Source organism: Nocardioides furvisabuli, assembly GCF_021083185.1.
GTDB classification, from domain to species: domain Bacteria; phylum Actinomycetota; class Actinomycetes; order Propionibacteriales; family Nocardioidaceae; genus Nocardioides; species Nocardioides furvisabuli.
Genome location: NZ_JAIGQB010000003.1, coordinates 348231 through 367560, shown reverse-complemented (window position 1 = coordinate 367560; position 19330 = coordinate 348231). Strand labels below are relative to the sequence as shown.

The following is a 19330-nucleotide window of genomic DNA, read 5'->3' as shown; positions in this document are numbered from 1 at the left end:
CTCAGAGATGTTGCGGCTGGGCCTTGATGAGGTCGGCGTACCAGCCGAAGGACTTCTTCGGCGTGCGGACCAGGGTGTCGTGGTCGACGTGCACGAGGCCGAAGCGCTGGGTGAAGCCCTCGGCCCACTCGAAGTTGTCCATCAGCGACCAGCAGTAGTAGCCGCGTACGTCGACACCGCGCTGGATCGCCTCCGAGACAGCGTTGAGGTGCGAGCGGAGGTAGTCGATGCGGGGCTGGTCGTCGACGACGCCGTGCTCGTCGGGACCCATGTTGTAGCTGCACCCCGACTCGGTGATCATGATCGGCGGGAGCGCGGCACGGAAGCGGGCGCGGAACATCACGAGGAACTCGCGCAGCGCGTCGGGCACGATCGGCCAACCGAGGTCGGTGGTGGGATGGCCGACGACGGCGCGGTTCTCCCACGGCAGCTCGGAGCCCTCGGAGGCTGCGGCGACCTTCATCGGGTTGTAGTAGTTGACGCCGTAGAAGTCGAGCGGCTGGCGGATCGTCGCGAGGTCGCCGGGCTGGATGATGTCCTCCATCAGCGGCGCGAGGTCGGCGGGGTAGCGACCGAGCAGCATCGGCTCGAGGAACAGGCCGTTCCAGACGGCGTCGAAGAGCTTGCTCGCCCCGACGTCGGCGTCGTCGTCGCTGGCCGGCCACACCGGGGCGTGGTTGTTGGCACAGCCGATCGAGGTCGCGCCGGCCCGGCGCAGCTCGATGGCGGCGCGGCCGTGGGCGACGAGCATGTGGTGCGAGGCCCACAGCGCGTCGAAGAGCAGCGTCCGGCCGGGCGCGTGCAGGCCCAGGCCGTAGCCGAGGAGGGAGGCGACGTTGGGCTCGTTGACCGGCACCCAGTGCTCGACACGGTCGGCGAGGCGCTCCCCCACGATCGCGGCGTAGTCGCCGAGGCGCAGCGCGGTGTCGGGGTTGAGCCAGCCGCCCTCGTCCTCGAGCGCCTGCGGCAGGTCCCAGTGGTAGAGCGTGGCCATCGGCTGCTGCCCGTGCGCCAGCAGGGTGTCGACGAGCCGGTCGTAGAAGTCCAGGCCCTTCGCGTTGGCCGGTCCGCGGCCGGTCGGCTGGATGCGGGGCCAGGCGATCGAGAAGCGGTAACCCCCCGTGCCGAGCTCCTCCATCAGCGCGACGTCCTCGTCGACGCGGTGGTAGTGGTCGCACGCGACCGCACCCGAGCTGCCGTCGGCCACCCGGCCGGGCTCGGCGCAGAAGGTGTCCCAGATGCTCGGACCCCGGCCGTCCTCGTCCGCTGCTCCCTCGACCTGGTAGCTCGCGGTGCTCGTGCCGAACCGGAATCCGGGCGGGAGCAGGGGGACGTCGTGCGGGGGGGCCACATCCGTGAAGATATCGGCATGACCGTGGCCCTGTACGCCGGATCCGACAGGTCGTCGGAGACCGTCAAGGGCCGCTTGACCAGGCATTCCTTCTCCTTCGGGCCGCACTACGACCCGGCCAACCTCGGCTTCGGTCCGCTCGTCTGCCACAACGACGACGTCCTCGACCCGGGCGGCGCGGAGGTCGCCGGCTACGCCGAGCACCCCCACTCCGAGCTGGAGATCGTGACCTGGGTGCTCGAGGGCGCGCTCGTCCACACCGACTCCACGGGCGCCTCCCACGTGGTGGAGGCGGGCCGGGCGCAGGTGCTCTCGGCCGGCTCCGGCATCCGGCACAGCGAGGTCGCCGACCCTGCCTCGGGGCGCTGCCGCTTCGTCCAGGCGTGGCTGGCGCCGTCCGCGTCCGGCACCACGCCGTCGTACGTCATCGGCGAGGCGCCGTCCTCGGAGGCGGACGGCCTCGTCGACGTCGTCGGCGGCCGCGGGCTGCCGCTCGGCACCGACGGCGCCCGCCTGCTGGTGGCCCGGCTGGGACGTGGTCGGTCGGTGGCGCTGCCCGACGACCCCGCCCAGCACGTCTTCGCCGCGACCGGGGCTGTCGACCTCGGCGGGGTCGCCCTGCGGGCGGGCGACGCCGTACGCCTCACCGACGAGCCCGCGCGCACTGTGCGCGCCGAGGAGCCGACCGAGCTGCTCGTCTGGTCGTTCTCCCGTCAGCCCTGACCGGGGGGCGGTCCCCACTGGCCGGCGGTCGGCCGGCCCGTGGGCTGGTCGGCCTGCTGCGACCACGGCTGGCCGGGACCCTGCTGGCCGGGACCCTGCTGGGGGTACGACGGCTGGCCCCACGCGGCGGCGGGAGCCTGGCGCGGCACCTGCGCCCGGACCGCGGGGGGCACCCAGAGCGCGTAGAGGGCCAGGGCTGGCAGGGCGAAGAGGATCACCACGTCGCGCGCGGTGAACTGCGCCTGGGCGATGGAGGCGGCGTCGCTGCTGGCCACGACCACCCACATCACCACGCCGAGGACGATCGCGACGCCGGCGGCCGCCGACACGGTGACGCGCATGGCGAGGTTGGCCCCCATCGAGGCTGCGACGCCTGTCGCGACGGCGACGCCGAGGTACATCAGGGTGAGCGCGATGACCACGCCCGGGAACATCTCGAGCATCGTCATGACGAGCAGCAGCAGCACCGCCGTGCCGAGCGCGAGCGCCGCGGCGGTGGCCACGGATACCTGCACCGTGGCGAGCCAGCCCCCGACCTCGTCGACCTGCGTACGCCGCACGCTCGGGCGGCTGAGCAGCAGCGCGCCGGCGAGGGCGAGCAGCCACACGCCGCCGGCCGGGGTGGCCCAGCCCTCGACCTGGGACCCGGTGACGGCACCGCTGCCATCGGGCTCGGCGACGAGGGTCACCAGCACGACGCCCCACGCGAGCACCGCGAAGGTACGGCGACCGCCCGCCGACCCGCGCAGCAGCGCGACCAGCGGGAGGGCGAGGAAGAGGGTGGGGAGCACCAGGTTGGAGGCGATCCAGACGGTCCAGAAGGTCGCGCCGGAGACGTAGCCGCCGTCGGCCAGGGCGATCGACCCGGCCACGAACGTGGCGACCGACACCACCAGCGCCGCCACGGCGGCGGCGAGACCGGCCGTGCGCCAGGCCTGCTCGGCGAGCAGGCCGGTGGCCTCCTCGTGGCGGCGCGGCTGCGCCATCAGGGCGGCGCCACCGAGGCCGAGCGCGATCGCCAGCCCCATGCCGCCGTCAGCGGAGCCGTAGCTCCCGAAGGCGCCGAGGAAGGAGTCGTCACGGATCGTCGTCAGGTCCATGACCAGCGCGACGAGCGTCGAGACGAGCAGCGGCGCGGCGAGCAGGAGCTTGGTGACGAGCGAGGCCTGCGGGGTGAAGGTCGGGACCACCCGGGAGGCCATCAGGTAGGGGACGCCGAGGCCCACCAGCGCCAGGAGCAGCGAGATCACGACCCACCAGTGGTCGTTGGCGTCGTCGGACCAGTCCCACGGCTGGCCGAGCGCGACGAGCAGGGCGAGCGCAGCGGCGCCGTCCTTGACGAAGTCCGCGACCGGGACGCCGACGAACGGGTTGACCAGCGGCACGGCGCGCGGAGGTCGCTGCGGCGCCTGCGGCACCGGTCCGCTCGGGCCGCCCCACTGCTGATGGCCGTGCGGCTGGCCCTGCTGCGGCGCGTGCGGAGGGGCGTACGCCGCCGGCCCGCCGGGCTGCGTCGGCCACTGCTGCTGGGGTACCGGCTGGGCGGCGCGCTGAGGGCGGGCGACGGTGCGCCCGTCCTCCTCCAGCGGCGGCCGGATCGCGGTGTGGTCCGACATCGGCTCGACCGGAGCCGGGGCGGGGGCAGGCATCGGCGCGGGCACCGCGTGCAGGGGTGCTCCGCACGACCCGCAGAAGCGTTGGTCCCCCGCGGGCGCGCCGCACTGTCCGCAGAACTTCGCCATCTGTGTCTCCCACATTCCCGGCAGCGCCCCGCTGCTCGTCGCGCACCGTAGCAACGGGTCCGCGTGCAGCCGGGGCAGTTTCTGAAATTGGCTCCGCTGAGCGCGGGGACACGCCACCATTCGTGCCACGGGGGCTCGTGGGGAGCGCCTGCTGGGCGAGAGCGGTTGCTGATGGTGTCGCGGTTCTGTGGTGGGTGCGGTGCCCCGTACGAGGGTCAGAGCAGGTTCTGCGTCCACTGCGGTGCCCCTCGCGAGGAGGCGCCCGGGACGTCGCCGGCGCCGGCTGTGGCGCAGGCCCCCGCCGCACCGGCGTACGCCGCCCAGCCCCGCCGCGGGCGATCCGTGCCGCGCGGTGCGCTCGTCGCGGCGGCCGGCGTTGCGGGTCTGCTCGCCGTCGGCGCGGGCGTGGCGGTGGGCCTGCAGGTCTTCTCCGGCGGTGGCTCCGCCACGACCGGCGCGCCGAGCACGGCGCAGCGCCAGGTCGTCGAGCCGGTGACCTCGCAGCCGACCGAGGCCTGGGCGTGGCGCTCGCAGGAGGACGGCAGCGCCTCGGTGGTCGCCGACGGCGACCTGGTCGTGGTGGTGGACTCGCTCGCCGACCAGTCGCGCGTGGTGCGCCTCGATCCCGACGGCACCGAGGTCTGGGAGAACACCGACGGCGTCTGGGCGGGTGGCGTCGACGAGCGCGAGGGCCGGGTCTACGTCGCGACCGAGTGGGAGGGCCCCGGACTGGCCGCGCTCGACGCCGACACGGGCGAGGAGGTGTGGAGCGACGACGACCGCACCTTCGTCGCCACCCTCGACGACGGGCGCGTGCTGGCGTCCACCTGGGCCGACGACTCCGACACCGGCGAGATCGCCGTGCTCGACTCCTCCGGCGGCGAGCTGTGGGCGATGCCGTACGACAGCGTGGGCACCAGCGGCGACCGTGTGGTCGCGCTCACCGACGCCGAGCTCTCCGTCCGCGAGACCGCGTCCGGCGAGGTCGCGTGGGAGGCCGACACCGGGCTCGACCTCTACGACAGCTACGCCAGCGTCGCGGTCACCGAGGACCTCGTGGTCGTCTCGGCCGGCGACACCGCCGTCGGCTACGACCCGGCGTCCGGTGAGGAGCTGTGGCGCGAGGACATGGGCTTCGGCTACGACGTCACGGTGAGCGCCGGCGGCCCGGGCCTCGTCTACACCTACGACAGCGGCGACAGCGAGTCCTACGAGGACGGCGAGGTCGTCTTCCTCGGCGTCGAGGGGATCCTCGAGCGCCGCCCGCTCGACCACGACGAGTGCTGCTTCTCCGGCTTCGGCTTCCGCCAGGACGGCCAGGACTACTTCGCGGCCACCGACGAGGGCATCGTCTACGACGAGGAGCTCACGCCCGTCGCCCGGTTCGACGGCGAGATCGTGCCGACGTCGACCGGCTTCTACGAGGCCTCGAACGGCGAGCTCAGCTACCACCTGCTCGACGGGACCGAGGAGTGGGCGCGCCAGGTCGGCGAGCCCGACTCCTACCTCTCGGTCATCCCGCTCGACGGCCGGGTCCTGGTCGCGGACGGCCCGTCGATCACCGCCTACGAGTAGGAACCGCCATGACCCACCCCGGGCGCACCTGCCCGCACTGCGGCGCCGCCGTCTCCAGCCCGTTCTGCACCTCGTGCGGGCGGTCGGTGGAGACCGCCCCGCTCTTCGCACCCCAGGGCGAGCAGCGGACGGCCCCGCAGCCCGCCGTCCACCCGCGGGGGGTCCCGCCCCGCACGGTCCCGCAGCCCGTCGTCCCGCAGGCGGTCGTCGGGCAGCGACCTCCGGGCGGCACCGGCGCCCGCACGCTGCTGCTGCGCGCCGGCATCGCCTTCGCGGCGCTGATCGCCACCGGCATCGCCGGCGTCTTCGGCTACGAGTGGTGGCGCGACCGCCCGGCGATGCAGGCGCTCGATGCCGCCGATGCCGCCGTCGTGTCCGTGTCGCGACCGCTCGGCGAGGCCGTGAGCCTCGAGGACGTCAGCGCAGCGGCGGCTGCGGCACCGGCCGCCGCGGAGAAGGTGTCCGACGTGCTCGCCGACCTGTCCGACGACGAGACGACCCTCGCCGAGCGCGTACGCCCGGTGCTGCAGACCCAGCAGGCCTTCCTCGAGTCGCTCGCACCTTTCGAGGGCCTGGGCGAGGAGTCCCTCACGGTGTGGGGCACCACCCTGCCGTCGGTGCAGGAGTCGCTGACCGAGCTGGTCGTCGCCCGCCGGTCGCTGGGTTCCTACGACGAGGGCGCCGCCGCCCGGGTCCGCGACCCCGGCAACGCGCTGGACCACGCGGTCGAGGTGGTCGGGTCGTCGGCTGCCGAGAGCCTGCGGCTGCAGCTCGACGAGCTGCTGGTCGATCTCGCGAAGGTGCGCACCACCCGCGAGGCCGCGGTCCTCGGCGAGCGCGCGGACCCGCTGGCCGACGCGGCCGCCGCGGCCGAGGCCGGGCAGCAGGGCACCGACCTCGACGTCCTCACCTCCCTCGGTGACGCACTCGGGGCGATCGCCGCGCTCGACGGCATGGACCCCGAGACGCTGCAGCGCTGGGGTCCGGCGCGCACCGTGCTGACCGCGGCGACCGCCGAGCTCGGCGTCTCGTCGGAGGATGCCGCCGAGTCGATGAGCGCCTGGGTCTCGCAGGCCCAGCAGAAGATGGACGCCTGGCGCGCGGAGCACGACCGGGCGGAGTCGGTGCGCTCCTCGGCGACCAGCCGGCTCGACACCTACGCCGCCTCGGTGCGGCGCACGCTGCGCCAGTACGACCGCGCCCGCGACGCGACGTCCGACGCGCTCGAGACCGCCGAGCTCGACGACTACACCTCGTCCTACGACGTCGAGTACGCCATGGAGGAGGGCGTGCTCACCCGCCGCGACCTGCTCGACGACCTCGAGTCGCTGTCCGTGCCGTCGGCGCTGGCCACGACCCACGGCGGCCTCGAGGCGGTGCTCGGGTCGGGCGTGGAGGCGATGCGCACCGGCGAGCAGGCAGTCGAGGACTGGAACCTCTGCTACCTCGACTGCGCCGAGACCTACCGCGACACCGGCGGCTGGCGGGCCTTCTCGACACGCTCGGGCGAGATCAGCGGCGAGTTCGACCGGGCGCTCAAGGCCTGGGACACCGCGCTGAACCAGGCCCTCTCCCAGGCCAACGCGGTGCCGCTGCCGGCGATGCCGAAGGTTTGAGACCGGTCACGGGACGAGCACGCCCGGATTGAGGACCCCGGCCGGGTCGAGCTCGGCCTTCACCGCGCGCAGCACCCGCACGCCGACCTCGCCGATCTCGTGCACCAGCCACGGACGGTGGTCGGTGCCGACGGCGTGGTGGTGGGTGATGGTCGCCCCGGCCTCCACCATCGCCTCGCTCGCCGCCCGCTTGGCCTCCGCCCACTGGGCGAGCGGGTCGTCGGCCTGCCGGGTCGCGACGGTGAAGTAGAGCGAGCACCCGGTCTCGTAGACGTGCGAGACGTGACAGAGCACCAGCGCGCCGTCGCCGAGCGCGGACTGCAGTGCCGCACGCACGTCGGCGTACAACCGGGCGCGGTGGGACCAGAACGTCGCGGTCTCGAGGGTCTCGACGAGCACGCCGTGGTCGAGCAGCGCGTCGCGGAGGTAGGGCGCGGCGAAGCGGCCGTGCACCCACTTCTCCCCCGGTCCCTCCCCCAGCGCGGTGCCGCCCAGGCCGGCGAGAGCCTCCGTCACGGCGGCGCGGCGGGCCTCGACCTGCTCGCGGGTGCCCTCGTAGCCGCTGATCATCAGGCAGCCGGGGTCGTCCGACCCGCCGATCGAGCTGGGGTCGGCGAGGTTGAGCGCGGTCTCGGACTCGTCGGAGAGCCGGATCACCGTGGGCAGCAGGCCAGCCTGCGCGAGGGTGCGCATCGCGTCGGCGCCGGCGTCGAAGGACGGCCAGCGCCACCCCTCGTACGCCGTGACCTCGGGTGCGCGACGCACGCGGACGGTCACCGAGGTGATGACGCCGAAGGCGCCCTCGGAGCCCAGCACCAGCTGCCGCAGGTCGGGCCCGGCGGCGTTGGCCGGCGACGAGCCGAGGTCGAGCGAGCCGGTGGGGGTGGCGACCGTGAGGCCGACGACCATCGCGTCGAAACGGCCGTGTCCCGCGCTCGACTGGCCGCTGGAGCGGGTCGCGGCGAAGCCGCCGATGGATGCGTGCTCGAAGGACTGCGGGTAGTGGCCGAGCGTCAGCCCGCGCTCCGCCAGCAGCGCCTCCGCCTCGGGACCCCGCAGGCCGGGCTGGAGGATCGCGGTCATCGACTCCTCGTCGACGGCCAGCAGCCGCTTCATCCGGACCAGGTCGAGGCTCACCACGCCGGTGAGGCCCTCGCGACGGGCCGCGAGGCCGCCCGTGACGCAGGTCCCGCCTCCGAAGGGCACCACCGCGACGCGGTGCTCGCTCGCCCACGCCAGGACGGCGAGGACCTCACCGTGGCCGTCGGGACGCACGACGGCGTCGGGGGCGTCGGTGAGGTCACCGGCGCGCGCCCGGAGCAGGTCGGAGGTCGACTTGCCGCGGGTGCGGAGCACGCGGGTGGCGTCGTCGACCAGCACGTGCTCGGCGCCGACCAGCGCGCGCAGTCCGTCGAGCAGGTCGTCGTCGAGGGCCGTCGGCGCGGGCCTGGCGTCGGTCGCGACCACGGGCTGCTGGAGGCCGAAGGCCAGCTCCACCAGGCCACGCGCCGACTCCGGCAGGTCCGTGGCGGCGGCGGGGTCGCCCCAGCGCTGCGGGTGCATCTCGACGGTCGGCGTTCCGGGAGTCATGCGTTACAGTGTGACACATGTCGTCACTTCGTCACACCAACCGTCCGCCGCGCGACCCGCGGCTCGACGCCTACCTCGACGCAGCCCGCGACTGCATCCTCGACGTCGGGTGGCGGCGCACGACCCTCACGGAGGTCGCGAGACGCGCCGGGGTCTCGCGGATGACGATGTACCGCGCGTGGCCCGACATGGGCTCGCTGCTGGGCGACCTCATGACGCGCGAGTGGGTCGGCATCGCCGCCGCGACGCAGGTCGCGGCGAAGGACACCACCACCCCTGCCGGCATCGCAGCGGCCGCCCTGTCGACGGTGCGGGCGCTGCGCGACAACGAGCTGTTCGTGCGGATCGTCGAGCTCGACCCCGACCTGATGCTCCCCTACCTGCTGTCGCGGCGCGGCCGCTCGCAGGAGGCGCTCATCGAGATCCTCGCCGCCGAGATCGCGGACGGCCAGGCCGCCGGCGCGATCCGCCCCGGCGACCCGGTCCTGATGGCGCGTTCGCTGACCCTGGCCGGGCACGGCTTCGTCTTCTCGGCGATGACGATGACCGACGCGGGCATCGGGCTCGCAGAGCTCGACGACGAGTACGCCCGGCTCATCACCGGGTCGTTGGCGCCGGCACCGGCGCCGTGACCGGCCCCTGCATCACCCCCGGCCTCGATGGCGTCCCCGTCGAGGTCGACGTGGTGGTGGTCGGGCTCGGCATCACCGGTGCGGGCGTCGCGCTCGACGCGGTGACCCGCGGGCTGAGCGTGCTCGCGGTCGACGCCCACGACCTCGCCTTCGGCACGTCGCGCTGGTCCTCCAAGCTCGTGCACGGCGGCCTGCGCTACCTCGCCCAGGGGCAGCTCGCCATCGCCCACGAGAGCGCGGTCGAGCGGGGGATCCTGATGGACGTCACCGCACCCCACCTGGTCCGGCCGCTGCCGATGCTGACGCCCGTCGACGCCACCATGTCCCGTGGTCGCACGGCGCTGACCTGGGCCGGTCTCAGGGCCGGGGACGCGCTGCGCCGCACCGCACGCACCACGACCGGCACGCTCCCCCGCCCCCGCCGCCTCAACGCCACCGAGGCGCTCGGGCTCGTCCCGTCGCTGCGCACCGACACCCTGCGCGGCGGCCTGCTCGCCTGGGACGGGCAGCTCGAGGACGACGCCCGGCTGGTCGTCACCGTCGCCCGCACCGCAGCGGCACACGGCGCGGAGGTGCGCACGCGCGCCCGGGTGCTGAGCGCGACAGGCGCCGGCGTCGAGCTGCGCGACGAGCTCACCGGACAGGCGTACGCCGTCCGCGCCCGCGCCGTGGTCAACGCGACCGGGGTGTGGGCCGGCCTCCTCGACGACGAGGTCCGGCTGAGGCCCAGTCGCGGCACCCACCTCGTGCTGCGCGGCGCCACGCTGCCGCACACGCGGGTGGCGGTGATGGTGCCGATCCCGGGCACCGCGGCCCGCTTCGCGATGGTGCTGCCGCAGCCGGACGGCACGATCTACGTCGGCCTCACCGACGAGCCGGTCACCGGCCCGGTGCCCGACGTCCCGGTGCCGAGCGAGGCGGAGATCGACTTCCTGCTCGACGCGGTGGGCGCTGCCTTCGCCACGCCCCCCACGCGCGACGACGTGATCGGCGCCTTCGCCGGCCTCCGGCCGCTGCTCGAGGTCGCCGGTGCCGGCTCGACGGCCGACCTGTCCCGGCGCCACGCCATCCTCACGTCCCGCACCGGGGTGACCAGCGTCGTGGGCGGCAAGCTGACGACCTACCGCCGGATGGCCCAGGACACCCTCGACGCGCTGGCCCTCGACGGCGCCCGTCCCTGCCGCACGGCGTCCCTGCCGTTGCTCGGAGCCGCGCCCGCGGACGTGCTGCGCCGCAGCACCGCCCCCACCCGGCTCGTACGCCGCTTCGGCACCGACGCCGACCTGGTGCTGGCCACCGCGCGCGAGGTCACCGGGCTCACCGACGACGAGCTCCTCGCGCCGGCCTCCGACGAGGTGCCGGTGACGCTCGCCGAGCTGGTCTTCGCCGTCACCCACGAGGGCGCGCACGACGTCGACGACCTGCTGGAGCGGCGTACGCGGGTCGGGCTGGTGCCGGCCGACCGCGCAGTCGCCGAGCCGGTCGCCCGACGTGCGCTGGACCTGGCCTTCGACTGCCCACGACCGATCCGGCTCCGATAGCGTCTCCCTCTGTCGCTGGTCTCCGGCTACCCGAACACCTGCCCGCCACGTGACACGTCCAACGGTTGCTCGGACTACTGGAGCGTCACGCTCACCCCCGACACCCCCCGACTGCTCGCCCCGCTGGACGGCAACGTCGGGCCCGCGACGGCCGTCCTGGCCGTCCCACCGGGCGTGATGGGCTCGCTCGAGGTGCGTCTCATCCACGGGTGATCCAGCGCACTGCAAAATTCGCTCCGGCTTGCGCGGATCCCCGGACACCGACGCGGGCCGGGTGGGATCGTTCTGCTCGGCGCGCCCCTTGCCGACCCCATGCGGCAAGGGGCGCCCAGTCCATCCCGGGGCCGGGCGGCTACTCCACCGTGACGGACTTGGCCAGGTTGCGCGGCTTGTCGATGTCGTGGCCCAGGTGCTGGGCTGCGTGGTAGGCCAGCAGCTGCAGCGGGATGGTGAGCAGGATCGGGTCGAGCTCCGGCTCGTTGCGGGGCACGTCGATGCGGCGGGCGCCGACCTCGCCGAGGTCCACGTCGGCGTGGGTGACCACGACGAGCGGGCCCTTGCGGGCGTCGATCTCGTGGAGCGCGCCGATGTTGCGCTCGGTCAGCTCGTCGCGCGGCACCAGCGCGACGGTCGGCACCTCCGGGTCGATCAGCGCCAGCGGGCCGTGCTTGAGCTCGGAGGTCTGGTAGGCCTCGGCGTGGCGGTAGCTGATCTCCTTGAACTTCTGTGCGCCCTCGCGCGCGACCGGGAAGCCGCGCACCCGACCGATGAAGAACAGGCTGCGGGCCTCGGCGAGGTCCCTCGCCACCTCGACCAGGTCGGCCTCGCCGGCGAGGATCTCCTCGATCTGGCCGGGGAGCTTCTCCAGCCCTGCGACGAGCCGCTTGCCGTCGGCGATCGACAGGTCCCGCACCCGACCGAGCTGGAGGGCGAGGAGGGCGAAGCCGAGGAACATGTTGGTGAGCGCCTTGGTGCTCGCGACCGCCACCTCGGGCCCTGCGTGGAGGTAGATGCCGCCGTCGCACTCGCGCGCGATGGCCGACCCGACGACGTTGACCAGGCCCACGCAGCGCCCGCCCTTGCGGCGTACCTCCTGCACGGCGAGCAGGGTGTCGATGGTCTCGCCGGACTGGCTGACCGCGACGTAGAGGGTGTCGGGCTCGATCACCGGATCGCGGTAGCGGAACTCGCTGGCCGCCTCGGCGTCGGCAGGGATGCGGGCGAGCTCCTCGATGAGGGCGGCCCCCATCTGGCCGACGTAGTAGGCCGAGCCGCAGCCCAGGATCTTGACGCGACGCACCGCGCGCAGGTCGCGCGCGTCCATGTGGAGGCCGCCGAGGTGTGCGGTGCCGAAGCGGTCGTCGAGCCGCCCCCGGAGGACCGCCTGCGCGGTGGTGGGCTGCTCGAGCATCTCCTTGTGCATGTAGGACTCGTGGTCGCCGGCGTCGTACGCCGACGCGTCGATGTCGACCTGGCTGGCGGTCTTGCCGGTCGAGGCCAGGTCACTGTGGCGCATCGTGGTGAAGCCGGACTCGGTCACCGTGGCCATCTCGCCGTCGTCCAGCATCGCGACCGTCGTGGTGTGGCGCACGATCGCGGCCAGGTCGGAGGCGACGTACATCTCCTTGTCCCCCACCCCCACCACCAGCGGGCTGCCGTTGCGCGCCACCACGATGCGGTCGGGGAAGTCGGCGTGCAGCACCGCGAGGCCGTACGTCCCCACCACCGCGCCGAGCGCGTCACGGACCTTGCCCTCGAGGCTGTCGGCGTCGCTGCGGGCGACGAGGTGCGCCAGGACCTCGGTGTCGGTGTCGCTCGCGAGCCTCACGCCGGCGTCGACGAGCCCGGCGCGCAGGGCGGCGGAGTTGTCGATGATGCCGTTGTGCACGACCGCGACCCGGCCGGACTCGTCGGCGTGCGGGTGGGCGTTGGCGTCCGTGGCCGGGCCGTGGGTGGCCCAGCGGGTGTGACCGATGCCGGTGGTGCCGCCGAAGCGCTTCGGCAGCGCGTCGTTGAGCTCGCGCACCCGGCCGGCCCGCTTGGCCACCCGGATCCCGCGGCCGCTGAGCACCGCGACGCCGGCGGAGTCGTAGCCGCGGTGCTCGAGCCGGGTCAGGCCTTCGAGGACGACGGGTGCTGCGTCCTGGCGGCCGATGTAGCCGACGATTCCACACATGGTGCTGGTCTCCTGAGTTCGGTGGTCGAGGTGCGAAAGGAGCGAGCCCGGGACCCGCGCTGTCAGCCGTAGATCATGCGGCGCAGCTGGCGCTCGGAGAGCTCCGGCGCTGCGACGACGCGATCGGCGAGCTCCGCGGCGATGCGCGCGAAGATCTCGGGGTTCTTGGCGCCGTACGCCTTGAGGTGAGCGTGCCGCTCCCGGACGTAGACCTCCACCGGCTGGGCGTGGAAGGCGATCACGTCCTCGATCACCCGCGCGGCCTCCGATGCCGAGAGCGACGTGGTGGCGACGACGTGGGAGACGAGGACGGGGTCCGGCACACCCCGATCGTGGATCCAGACGATCCGAATGGCAACTTCCTGCCCGAAATCGGGCAGGAAGCGCGTTTGGGAGGGCGCGCGGTTGCCGTGGACGTCGCCTCGTTCGCCCCAGGTGGGGACAGGTGTCGCGCCGCGCCGAGGGGCTGGCTCTCCAGTGGGGCCTCGCAAGCGATGTCGAGCGAAAGGGTGGTGCGCCAGTGGGGACGTGCTATCTTGGGTGAACAGAAGGTGAACGGGAGGTGTCACATGAGCAAGCACTCGATGACCGGAGCGCCGGTCTGCACGTGGGTGAGCGTCACCGACGCGTCGGGACGCACCCACCTGGAGGCCCGCTGGTCGGTTGCTCCGACGGCCCAGGCCGCCGCTGCCTGACCCCGCTCCACGCCCGAGCCACGCCCCCCACAGGGGCGTGGCTCGACGCATGTCAGGACGGTGGGGCGAAGTTTTCCCGCTGGATCGGGAATGAAGCGCACAGCCACTCCGTTAGGATGGTTGAAACTTCTACCAACCACCCGCACCACCTCCAGGAGCCTTCTGCCATGACCACCGGATTCGACGCCCCCACCACCGCCATCGACGACATCACCGGCGACTACACCCTCGATGCGAGCCACAGCCGCCTCGGGTTCGTCGCCCGTCACGCGATGGTGACCAAGGTCCGCGGCCAGTTCGGTGCCTTCACCGGCACCGCCCGCATCGACGAGGCCGACCCGTCGAGCTCGAAGGTCGACCTGACCGTCGACGTCACCACCGTGTCGACCGGGAGCCCCGACCGCGACGGCCACCTCGTGTCCGGTGACTTCTTCGACACCGAGACCTACCCGAACATCACCTTCGTCTCCACCGACGTCGCGCGCTCCGGCAGCGACTGGACGATCACCGGCGACCTCACGATCAAGGACGTGACCAAGCCCGTCACGATCGAGTTCGAGCAGACCGGCTCCGCCCAGGACCCCTTCGGCAACGTCCGCGTCGGCTTCGAGGGCGAGACCACCGTCAACCGCAAGGACTGGGGCCTGACCTGGAACGCCGCGCTCGAGACCGGCGGCGTCCTCATCTCCGAGAAGATCAAGCTCGAGTTCGACATCTCGGCGATCCGCAACGCCTGATCCACCGGGCACTTCGTGCCCGTGAAGCACGCCGACCGGGCGCTTCGTTCTGAACGAAGCGCCCGGTCAGTGCATTTCAGCGCGAGGGATCGCCCGCTCGGCGTCCTCCGGAGGCAGGAACCGCCCGGTCAGCGGGGGTTCTTGCCCTTGTAGCCGCCACCGCTGCCGCCGCGGTGACCGCCACCGGGACGGCCGCGGAACGGGCCGTTGTCGGGCTTGATCTCGATGAGCTTGCCGGAGATCCGGGTGCTCTCGAGACGCTCGAGCGTGCCGGGGGGCAGGTCGGCGGGGAGCTCGACGACGGAGAAGTCGGGCTTGATCGAGATGTAGCCGAAGTCGCCGCGCGACAAGCCGCCCTCGTTGGCCAGCGCACCGACGATCTGGCGCGGCTCGACCTTGTGCCGCTTGCCGACCTCGATGCGGTACGCCGCCATCGGGGCACCACTGCGCGAGTCGCGCGGCGCCCGGTCGGCCTTGCCGCCGTGGGTCGGTCGCTCGTCGAAGCCGCGCGACGCACGCTCCGGCTCGGGCTCCAGCAGCAGCGGCTGCTCACCGTGCATGACCGCGGCCAGGGCGGCGGCGACGTCGACCTCGGACACGTCGTGCTCGCTGACGTAGTGGGAGACGACGTCGCGGAAGAAGTCGATGCGCTCCGGCTGCGTCAGCGCCTGGGTGATCTGGTCGTCGAAGCGCGAGAGCCGCGTGGCGTTGACGTCGTCGACCGTGGGCAGCTGCATCTGGGTGAGCGGCTGGCGGGTGGCCTTCTCGATCGCGCGCAGCAGGTGGCGCTCGCGCGGGGTGACGAAGGCGATCGAGTCACCGGTGCGCCCGGCACGACCCGTACGTCCGATGCGGTGCACGTAGGACTCGGTGTCGGTGGGGATGTCGTAGTTGACGACGTGGCTGATCCGCTCGACGTCGAGGCCGCGCGCGGCGACGTCGGTGGCCACGAGGATGTCCAGCTTGCCGGCCTTGAGCTGGTTGATCGTGCGCTCGCGCTGCACCTGGGCGACGTCACCGTTGATCGCCATCGCGGAGTAGCCCCGGGCGCGCAGCTTCTCGGCCAGCGTCTCGGTCTCGTTCTTGGTGCGGACGAAGACGATCATCCCCTCGAAGTTCTCGACCTCGAGGATGCGCGTGAGGGCGTCGACCTTCTGGGGGTAGGACACGATCAGGTAGCGCTGGGTGATCGAGGAGACCGTCGACGTCTTGTTCTTGACGGTGATCTCGACCGGGTCGGCGAGGTACTTCTTGGAGATGCGACGGATCTGCGCCGGCATGGTGGCGGAGAACAGCGCCACGTGCTTCTCGGCCGGGGTGTCGGCGAGGATCGTCTCGACGTCCTCGGCGAAGCCCATCTTCAGCATCTCGTCGGCCTCGTCGAGGACGAGGAAGCGGAGCTCGGAGAGGTCGAGGGTGCCCTTCTCCAGGTGGTCCATGATGCGGCCCGGGGTGCCGACCACGACGTGCACGCCGCGACGCAGGGCGGACAGCTGGACGCCGTAGCCCTGGCCGCCGTAGATCGGGAGGACGCGTACGCCCTTCATGTGCGCGGCGTACTTCTCGAACGCCTCGGACACCTGCAGCGCCAGCTCGCGGGTCGGGGCGAGGACGAGCGCCTGCGGGGTCTTCTGGGAGAGGTCCAGCTGGGACAGGATCGGCAGCGCGAAGGCGGCCGTCTTGCCGGTGCCCGTCTGCGCCAGGCCGACCACGTGACGTCCCTCGAGCAGCGGCGGGATGGTCTGCGCCTGGATCTGCGACGGCGTCTCGTAGCCGACGTCGGTCAGCGCCTTGAGCACCGCGGGCGCGAGGCCGAGGTCGGAGAAGGTCTGCTGGGGGGCGTCGGTCTGGTCGTCACTCACCCGAACAAAGGTAGGGCCTCAGGCGTGAATCGGACATTCCCCATCGGGCCCGGAGGGCGCGGACAAGCGCGCGACAGCCCACCACGTGAGGCAGCACACTTGCTCCATGCCCGCACGACCCCGTCCCGACCTGTCTCCGTCCACCCTGCCCGACCTCCCCCCGGGCCTCACCACCCGACCCCTGGAGAAGACCGACGCCAGCGCCGTCCACCTCCTCATCGCCGCGCAGGAGATGGCCGACACCGGCGAGGTGGCGATCGAGGAGGCCGACATCGTCAGCGACTGGGCCCGCCCCAGCCACGACCTCGGCTCCCGCTCGGTGGGCGTCCTCGACGGCGACGAGCTGGTGGCGTACGCCGAGCTGATGGGCGTCGACCGCGCCGACACCGCGGTCGCCCCGTCCCACCGCGGGCGCGGCATCGGCACCTGGCTGGCGCTCTGGCTCCAGGACCTCGGCCGGCGGGTCGGCTCGCCGGTCATCGGGATGCCCGTGCCGCAGGGGTCGCCGGGCGACCGCCTCCTGGAGCAGCTCGGCTACCGGGTGCGCTGGACCAGCTGGGTGCTCAAGCTCCCCGAGGGCGCGACCATCCCCGAGCGCGAGCTGCCGGCCGGCCACGTCGTACGCACCGCACGGCCCGAGGAGCTGCGGGCCGCCCACGACGTGCTCGAGGACGCCTTCCTCGAGTGGTCGGTGCGGGAGCGGGAGGCCTTCGAGGACTTCGAGGCAGCGACGACCGGACGTCCGGGCTTCGAGCCCTGGAACCTCCGCGTCGTGGTGGACCCCGAGGGCACCGTAGTGGGCGTGTCGCTCGTGCTCGTGTCCGACGACGGCACGACCGGCTACGTCGACCGCCTCGCGGTGCGCCGTGATCAGCGCCGTCGCGGGCTGGCCCAGGCGCTGCTGGTGGACTCCTTCGCCCAGGCCCGCGCGCACGGCACCACGACGGCCGAGCTGAGCACCGACTCGCGCACGGGAGCGCTCGGTCTCTACGAAAGGGTGGGCATGGTGACGACCAGCACCTGGGTCAATCGCGCGGTCGAGCTCGACCCGACCACTGAAACCGCACACTGAGTCAGCCGCGGCGAAAGATTCCGTCAAATCAACTGGTCTAGTCACGTATCCACAGGACCTGACCGTTGGTGCCATTGATTGTTGTATGGCCTTACCATCAAGCAACGTCGTTCAGGCGACGCCATTGCAGGGACGTGGGGTCCCTGCTGTGAGCTCATGGTGGGGGTTTCAACGTGCAAGATCTTCATGCATTGGTCGTCGAGGACGATCCAGACATCTCGTCCGCGCTGGTCGAGACGCTCGAGGGCGCCGGCTTCCGGGTCACGTCGGCGCGTGACGGACGACAGGCGGTGGAAGCCGCGGCAGGCGACCCACCCGACCTGGTCACGCTCGACCTGACGCTGCCGCACATGGACGGCATCGAGGTCTGCCGCCGCATCCGGGAGAGCAGCGACTGCTACATCGTGATCGTGTCCGCACGGTCCGACGAGGTGGACAAGCTGATCGGCCTGGAGGTCGGCGCCGACGACTTCGTGCTCAAGCCGTTCTCGCCGCGCGAGCTGCGGGCCCGGGTGGCGGCACTGTTCCGCCGCCCCCGCTCGGCCGGGACCGCCGACGACGCCTCGACGTCCTCGGCCCTCCACGTGCCGAGCCCCGCGCAGCCCGCCGACGAGCCGAGCACGATCTCGGCCGGAGCGGGCCTGGTCATCAACTCCGCGCGCCGCGAGGTCCAGGTCGACGGCGCGATCGTCGACCTGACCCGCATCGAGTACGACGTGCTCGAGTACCTCGCCACGCACCTCTCCCGGGTCTGCACCCGCGAGGAGATGGTCCTGGCCATCTGGAGCAGTGCGCTGACCCACGACCACCACCTGGTGGACGTGCACGTGGCCAACCTGCGCGGCAAGCTGCGCCGGCACTCCGACGCCACCTGGATCCACACGATCCGCGGCATCGGCTACCGGATGGACCGCGAGGGCAGCCAGGAGGACCGGCGCGCAGGCGGCGGTCCCTACCTGGTGGCCCGCATCGACTCCGAGGACTGGGCCCGGGGCCTGGACTTCTGAGGGACGCATGCCCCGGGGCCCCGGGGCACCGGGGTTGCGCGAAACACACACCCTCCGAGCCGCTGCCGCCTACGATCGGTAGCGGCTCCGAGTCGTCTGCCCGCCCCGGCTCGACGCGTGGGTCGGCCCCGTACGTTTCCGGGTAGATGATTTCTCAACTTGGGGAGCTGCGCTGATGCTGAAGGAACGGACCGCCGTGGTCGTCGAGGACGACCACGACATCGGTGACGTCATCTCCAGCCTCCTCGACCAGGCCGGGTTCGACGTCGCCGTCGCGCGGACGGGCACCGAGGCCCTGGACCTGATCCGCGAGCGCAAGCCCGACCTGGTCACCCTCGACCTCTCGCTGCCCGACATCGACGGCGTCGAGGTCTGCCGCCAGATCCGGGTGGTCAGCGACTGCTACGTCATCGTGATCAGCGCCCGCACCTCCGAGGTCGACCGGCTGATCGGCCTCGAGGTCGGCGCCGACGACTACCTCGTCAAGCCCTTCTCCATGCGCGAGCTGCAGGCGCGCGTCGCCGCGCTCTTCCGGCGTCCCCGCACCTCCGACCTCGTCTCGCCGTCGACCGCCGCGGCGACGGCCCAGGCCGCCGAGGCCGTGGCGCTCGCCGTCGTCGACCCGGCGACCGACCCCGCCACCGGCGAGGCCTACCCGCCCACACACCCTCTCGGCTGCGACGACCTGACGCTGAGGCCGGGGGCCCGGGAGGTCCTGGTCTCCGGAGCAGAGATCGACCTGACCCGCACCGAGTTCGACCTGCTGGCCCACCTGGTGCGCAACCCCGGCGTCGTCGTGGCCCGCGAGGACCTGATGCGCGCCGTGTGGGCCACCGAGTTCGTCCCCGACAGCACGCACGTCGTCGACGTGCACCTGGCCAACCTGCGCCGCAAGCTGCGCAAGGCCGCGTCCGGCAACGAGTGGATCCGCACGATCCGCGGCGTCGGCTTCCGCTACGACCCCTGCTGCTCCTGACGCCGCCTGACGCAGCCTGACGCTGCCTGACGCCG

16 protein-coding genes are annotated in these 19330 nt (G+C 72.7%); 10 read left to right on the top strand and 6 right to left on the bottom strand.

The window, feature by feature from the left end:
• Position 1 precedes the first annotated feature (1 nt).
• Positions 2-1351 (bottom strand): GH1 family beta-glucosidase, encoded by a 1350-nt coding sequence (locus tag K4G59_RS08170; protein WP_231250465.1) that lies wholly within the window; start codon positions 1349-1351, stop codon positions 2-4.
• An 18-nt stretch (positions 1352-1369) separates the two neighbouring features.
• Between K4G59_RS08170 and K4G59_RS08165 the strand changes: the two genes are divergently transcribed.
• Positions 1370-2074: a pirin family protein gene (locus K4G59_RS08165; RefSeq protein WP_231250464.1), complete on the top strand. Its 705-nt coding sequence runs from the start codon at positions 1370-1372 to the stop codon at positions 2072-2074.
• On the opposite strand, the gene K4G59_RS08160 is transcribed toward K4G59_RS08165, so the two are convergent.
• Complete coding sequence (locus K4G59_RS08160; protein ID WP_231250463.1) at positions 2065-3690, bottom strand: DUF7937 domain-containing protein; 1626 nt, start codon at positions 3688-3690, stop codon at positions 2065-2067. The genes K4G59_RS08165 and K4G59_RS08160 overlap by 10 nt on opposite strands.
• Positions 3691-4101: 411 nt before the next feature.
• Between K4G59_RS08160 and K4G59_RS08155 the strand changes: the two genes are divergently transcribed.
• Both K4G59_RS08155 and K4G59_RS08150 read left to right on the top strand, forming a co-directional pair.
• Positions 4102-5391 carry a PQQ-binding-like beta-propeller repeat protein gene (locus K4G59_RS08155; RefSeq protein WP_231250462.1) on the top strand — a complete coding sequence of 430 codons (1290 nt, stop codon included), beginning with the start codon at positions 4102-4104 and terminating at the stop codon, positions 5389-5391.
• Between the two features lie 8 nt (positions 5392-5399).
• On the top strand, positions 5400-7007 hold the full coding sequence (locus K4G59_RS08150) for a zinc ribbon domain-containing protein (protein ID WP_231250461.1): 1608 nt from the start codon (positions 5400-5402) through the stop codon (positions 7005-7007).
• A 6-nt stretch (positions 7008-7013) separates the two neighbouring features.
• Here the strand turns inward: K4G59_RS08150 and K4G59_RS08145 are convergent, their stop codons facing one another.
• Positions 7014-8597 (bottom strand): FAD-binding oxidoreductase, encoded by a 1584-nt coding sequence (locus K4G59_RS08145; RefSeq protein WP_231250460.1) that lies wholly within the window; start codon positions 8595-8597, stop codon positions 7014-7016.
• A gap of 17 nt (positions 8598-8614) precedes the next feature.
• Here K4G59_RS08145 and K4G59_RS08140 point away from each other — a divergent pair, with 17 nt between their 5' ends.
• Together K4G59_RS08140 and K4G59_RS08135 are read left to right on the top strand one after the other, a co-directional pair.
• Entirely contained in the window at positions 8615-9229 is a 615-nt protein-coding gene (locus K4G59_RS08140; RefSeq protein WP_231250459.1) for a TetR/AcrR family transcriptional regulator, read from the top strand.
• Complete coding sequence (locus K4G59_RS08135; RefSeq protein ID WP_231250458.1) at positions 9226-10770, top strand: glycerol-3-phosphate dehydrogenase/oxidase; 1545 nt, start codon at positions 9226-9228, stop codon at positions 10768-10770. Before K4G59_RS08140 ends, K4G59_RS08135 begins: the two co-directional genes overlap by 4 nt.
• Before the next feature lie 352 nt (positions 10771-11122).
• On the opposite strand, the gene glmS is transcribed toward K4G59_RS08135, so the two are convergent.
• Positions 11123-12946, bottom strand: a complete 1824-nt coding sequence (glmS, locus tag K4G59_RS08130; RefSeq protein WP_231250457.1) for a glutamine--fructose-6-phosphate transaminase (isomerizing) — start codon at positions 12944-12946, stop codon at positions 11123-11125.
• Between the two features lie 62 nt (positions 12947-13008).
• Positions 13009-13269 carry a hypothetical protein gene (locus K4G59_RS08125; protein ID WP_231250456.1) on the bottom strand — a complete coding sequence of 87 codons (261 nt, stop codon included), beginning with the start codon at positions 13267-13269 and terminating at the stop codon, positions 13009-13011.
• A gap of 246 nt (positions 13270-13515) precedes the next feature.
• Here K4G59_RS08125 and K4G59_RS20000 point away from each other — a divergent pair, with 246 nt between their 5' ends.
• On the top strand, positions 13516-13641 hold the full coding sequence (locus tag K4G59_RS20000) for a hypothetical protein (RefSeq protein WP_269209801.1): 126 nt from the start codon (positions 13516-13518) through the stop codon (positions 13639-13641).
• 167 nt (positions 13642-13808) lie between these two features.
• Entirely contained in the window at positions 13809-14378 is a 570-nt protein-coding gene (locus tag K4G59_RS08120; protein ID WP_231250455.1) for a YceI family protein, read from the top strand.
• 128 nt (positions 14379-14506) lie between these two features.
• On the opposite strand, the gene K4G59_RS08115 is transcribed toward K4G59_RS08120, so the two are convergent.
• Positions 14507-16240: a DEAD/DEAH box helicase gene (locus tag K4G59_RS08115; protein ID WP_231250454.1), complete on the bottom strand. Its 1734-nt coding sequence runs from the start codon at positions 16238-16240 to the stop codon at positions 14507-14509.
• A 106-nt stretch (positions 16241-16346) separates the two neighbouring features.
• On the opposite strand from K4G59_RS08115, the gene K4G59_RS08110 reads away from it, so the two are divergent.
• The 3 genes from K4G59_RS08110 to K4G59_RS08100 all read left to right on the top strand — a co-directional run bounded on the left by K4G59_RS08110 (position 16347) and on the right by K4G59_RS08100 (position 19295).
• The gene (locus tag K4G59_RS08110; RefSeq protein ID WP_231250453.1) at positions 16347-17312 is read left to right on the top strand and encodes a GNAT family N-acetyltransferase; all 966 of its coding nucleotides are present in this window, start codon (positions 16347-16349) and stop codon (positions 17310-17312) included.
• A gap of 173 nt (positions 17313-17485) precedes the next feature.
• Positions 17486-18319, top strand: a complete 834-nt coding sequence (locus K4G59_RS08105; protein ID WP_231250452.1) for a response regulator transcription factor — start codon at positions 17486-17488, stop codon at positions 18317-18319.
• A gap of 175 nt (positions 18320-18494) precedes the next feature.
• Complete coding sequence (locus K4G59_RS08100) at positions 18495-19295, top strand: response regulator transcription factor (RefSeq protein ID WP_231250451.1); 801 nt, start codon at positions 18495-18497, stop codon at positions 19293-19295.
• Positions 19296-19330 lie beyond the last annotated feature (35 nt).